At 42.4% G+C, this 857-nt stretch carries 1 protein-coding gene; it reads left to right on the top strand.

The genetic code is table 11. From position 1 onward, the window contains the following. On the top strand, positions 1 to 857 hold an 857-nt coding region (locus ACS8FC_RS16045; RefSeq protein ID WP_439297503.1), incomplete at both ends, for a TonB-dependent receptor plug domain-containing protein.

Raw genomic sequence — 857 nt, forward strand, 5'->3', positions numbered from 1 at the left:
CAATGCCACCGTACCTTCAAACATTGGTACTTATAATAAAGATAAAGACAGCTTTGAAAGTAATAACTTTAGCATCGCTTTGAATCAACGCATTAACGATCAATGGCTGGCAGGCGCTAGTGCGCTATACAGCAAATCCACTACCGACTTTGATGATGGTGATTATAAGGATGCGCATACTGATCAAGAGAATGGTAGCGCTCAAGCCTATGTAGATTGGAGATACCTTCCAGGTTCTTCCTTAAAACTACAATATGGTCATTCAATTGATAAAAGCGACTCTTCTAGCCAATACGGGAGCGTGTTTGATACTAAACAAGATCAAATCAGCTTGGTAGGTCAACATCAGCTCGCGGTAGGTCAAGGTATTTATGGCGTTGAGCACCTAAACCAAAGCCTAGACAGTAGCGCTTACGACATTGACGACCGCGATGTGACCAGTGCCTTTTTGGGTTATGTGCTAGCCAATAATGAGTTCGATGCACAAGCAAACCTGCGTTATGATGATAACTCACAATATGGTGATGAAACGTCTTATAATTTAGGCGGCGCCTATCACATCACGCCAAATATACGCGCTGGTGCTAGCTATGCTAGAGGGTTCCGTGCACCTACTTTCAATGACATCTATCCTGGATATGGTGGTAACCCTGATCTAAAACCTGAAACCAGCGACAACTACGAAGCCTTTGTTGAATACAGCACGTTGTTACAGACTACACGCCTAACTGGTTATTATAATGATGTTGAAAATTTAATCAGTTATGTCGCAAGCCCTACGCCTAGTAATCCTTATGCAGGGGCTACTCAAAATGTTAATGAAGCTAAAATCAAAGGTGTCTCATTAACGTCTGACT

It is taken from the genome of Psychrobacter sp. 1Y4 (genome assembly GCF_051847555.1).